This window comes from Deinococcus seoulensis (genome assembly GCF_014648115.1).
Lineage (GTDB): Bacteria > Deinococcota > Deinococci > Deinococcales > Deinococcaceae > Deinococcus > Deinococcus seoulensis.
Genome location: NZ_BMQM01000073.1, coordinates 1 through 3,167 on the forward strand (window position 1 = coordinate 1; position 3,167 = coordinate 3,167).

Below are 3,167 nucleotides of genomic sequence, written 5' to 3' on the forward strand. Positions count from 1 at the left end.
TCTGCTGACGGGTCTCAAGATTCTCGGAACTCGATTTATCTGAATCTTAAATGCGCTGTACTTAATGGAACCTGGCTAGTGTTGGATAGGGTCTCCAGCTCACGCTCAAACGAGTGGTGGCCATAGGTCCGGCTTCAACCAGAGTTGCCCCCGTCAGCAGAGCCGTTGTGTTGAGAGCCGGAAGAGGGATCAGAAAGCCTCTACCAGAGGGCATCCGACACAACGAGTTGTGCATAAAGGGTGATGAGCAGGGGTTTTATGGATGATCCCAGTTGCCCCCAAGACTGGGAGCCCGCCACCTCCTCGTTTTCGCACTTCGAAAAGCTGCTCTCTCCCCCCCCGTCGGGTGGGTGCGTCACATTCGCCCCGTACCCTTTCCGTGAGTTGCCACACTGACCACCATGATTTTGAGAACCATGAGTCACCGCGTAGGCAGAGGGGGTCTGCTGTGTCTGACACTCCTGACCTCAGGCTTCGGTACCCTCCCTCTCAATCTGGTGGGCGCTGTAAGCACGCCCGCAGAACAGAGCATTCAGGTCCGCGGTCAGGCCCTGATCACTTCCACCCCTGCCGCCGCCCGACAGGCCGCCCTCAATGACGCCATTCGAACGGCAATCGAGCAAGTGCTCGGCGCGTACATCAGCTCCTCGAGCACCATGCGCAGTACCGACGAGTTCGAGCAACTTCAACAACGCCTGATCAAGCGGGCAGACGGATTCGGACGCATCACCCAGGTGATTTCGGAGAACCAGGACAACGGGACGTACACCGTCAACGTGCGGGTCACCGTGGCCCGGCCCAGCCTGGAACAGGAACTCAAAGCGTTCCTGACCCAGAAAGGCGACCCCCGGATCATTGTCCTGATTCCCGAATCCATCCTGCGCCGCCCGACCCCTGATCCAGCAGCTGAAACGGAGATTCAGCGGGCTCTGATCGCTGCGGGTTACCGGGTCGTCGACCTCAAGCAGAGCGAGCTCAACACCCTGCGGGACGTCCTGCGCAGTGGGGATCTCGATCCGCAGGCCCGCAGTGAACTGGCCACGCGGTTCAAGGCCGATCTGCTGGTCACGGGGGAAGCGTTCGCCGAGGAGTACGGCGCTGTCCTGAGTCAGCGCGCCTACACCGCCCGTCTGGAGCTCAAGATCGTGGATCTGGCGACGGGTCAGATCATCTTCAGTGACGCCTTCACAGGCACAGGAGCCGCGTCCACTGACTCCGTGGCGGGCAAGACGGCGCTGCAGAATGTCGCGAAGCTGGCAACCCCGGGCCTTCCAGGTGCACTGCTGGGATGGCTGAGCGGTAATGGCAAAGCCGCTGGGCGCACCTTCACCGTGCGGATCACGAACGTCCCCAGCTTCAAGGCCCTCAATGACACCCTCGCTACCCTGCGGGGCAGCGCGGGCGTCAACGCCGCACTCAATCGTCAGTTCGACACCGCAGGTGCGCTGGCCGAAGTCGAATACAACGGCGCGCCGGAAGAGCTCGCGCAGTTGCTCGAAGATCTCGGGCTGCAGGTCACAGGCCTGAGTGCCGGCGAACTGACCGTAACCTACCGACAGTGACAGGAGAACTGATGAAACCCCTTTTCTTGATGGCTTGTTTATACGCGGGCTGCGCCGCTGCCCAGACTTCCAACGCTCCCGTCACTCCCCAGCAGTTTCTGAAAACCGAGCAGGTTCAGGCCGCCTACACCGTTCAAGCGGGAGACCTGAACCCGGCCGACGCACTGAACCTGATGTTGCAGTGCGCTCCACCTATCTCCGCGCCTTACGACGCGGATGGAGATGGCCGCAACGACACCCTGCGGGTCTACGGGTTTTCAATCGTTTCGGCCCAGGTGTACCAGGCCCGTGGCGTGACCTCCCTGGCACCCGCTATCCAGAAAGCACAGCTGCGCGCCAACGGGGCTGCCGCCGAATTTTTCGGCGGCCTCCGGACCGCTGTCGACCGTGGCATCGATACCCGCAATACCACCGCCAGCGTCGTGGACGGCGGCGACCTGAAACTGTCCGACCTGGCCGTCGAAACGGTCCGTGACAGTGTCAGCACCTCTGCGCAGGCCCTGCTCCGCGGCGGACGGATCACCGGACACCGCATCGTGAGCCTGGGCAACCAGGGGCTGTGCGTGGTCGCCCGTTACGAACTGCCGCTCGACCAACGTGCTCAGGCGACACCGGGCAGTCAGGGGACTCCCGGTCTGGCTCCCCGCCCCACCACTTCAACGGGCGGTGGGTTCACGCCGCCAGCACCTGGAACCACCGGCGATTTCTAACCCCTACACCGCTGTTCATCCCATCGCCTTCTTTCCTTTTTCCTGGAGTACGTTATGTCCAAACTGACCTTTGCTGCCCTGACCCTGACCCTCGCCCTCATCATGCCTGCCGCGGCGCAGACGGCTCCCGCCACCAGCACGGCCGCGCCTGTCGTGGCAGCACCCGCCCTGCCCGAAGGTCAAGTCAACATCGCTGTCGGAACCTTCAAGTGCAAAGCGGCCAAGTGCTACACGGATCTAGGTGAGGGGATCGCGGACGCCCTGACCACGGCACTCCTGAACACGGGTAAGTTTGCAGTCTACGAACGGGAGAACACGGGACAGCTGACGGAAGAGGCTTTCTTCAATGGCGGCGCCGAATTCCAGGGTGCTGAACTGTTGATTTTCGGTTCCATCACGCAGTACGAACCCGAGGCGAGCGGCGGCGGGATTTCGTTCCTGGGGATCTCCGTCGGTCAGAAGAGCAGCACGATCGGGATTGACCTGAGAATTGTCGATGCGAAGACCCGCCGTGTGATCGGCGCGACGCAGGTGCAGGGCAAGGCTGAAGGCAACAGCTTTAACATGTCTGGCCTGCTGCCTGTCGACATCGGGACGAAATCGAGCCCTCAGATCGAAGCGGCCATCTCGCAGATGCTCAACAACGCGGTCCAGCAGCTGATGCTGAAGATTCCTGCGGGCTACTACAAACTGCAGTAAGGACTCCGGCGCCCCCATGGCGCATGACGACGATACAAAACTGGAGTAGAAAGCAAAGCCCCCAGGACCAGCACTGTTCAGCCTTCCGAAGCTGCCCACGCTCTGCAAGTCAATCAACTGACATCTTTCAGTGGCTCTTCCTGGATTCCAGGGAGCTGAGGGTGCTCTGATAAACTATCAGCATGCTGAGCTTAAT

At 61.2% G+C, this 3,167-nt stretch carries 3 protein-coding genes; all 3 read left to right on the plus strand.

Annotated features, from left to right (window positions below; genetic code table 11):
* The first annotated feature begins 497 nt into the window (after positions 1-497).
* From IEY70_RS20665 to IEY70_RS20675, 3 genes are read left to right on the plus strand one after another with little or no spacing between them, the layout of a single operon-like run.
* Positions 498-1,562, plus strand: a complete 1,065-nt coding sequence (locus IEY70_RS20665) for a flagellar assembly protein T N-terminal domain-containing protein (RefSeq protein WP_229778134.1) — start codon at positions 498-500, stop codon at positions 1,560-1,562.
* 11 nt (positions 1,563-1,573) lie between these two features.
* Positions 1,574-2,272, plus strand: a complete 699-nt coding sequence (locus IEY70_RS20670) for a hypothetical protein (protein WP_229778135.1) — start codon at positions 1,574-1,576, stop codon at positions 2,270-2,272.
* Between the two features lie 54 nt (positions 2,273-2,326).
* A complete protein-coding gene (locus tag IEY70_RS20675; protein WP_189066915.1) occupies positions 2,327-2,971 on the plus strand; it encodes a CsgG/HfaB family protein in 645 nt (214 codons plus the stop codon).
* The last annotated feature ends 196 nt before the right edge of the window (positions 2,972-3,167 follow it).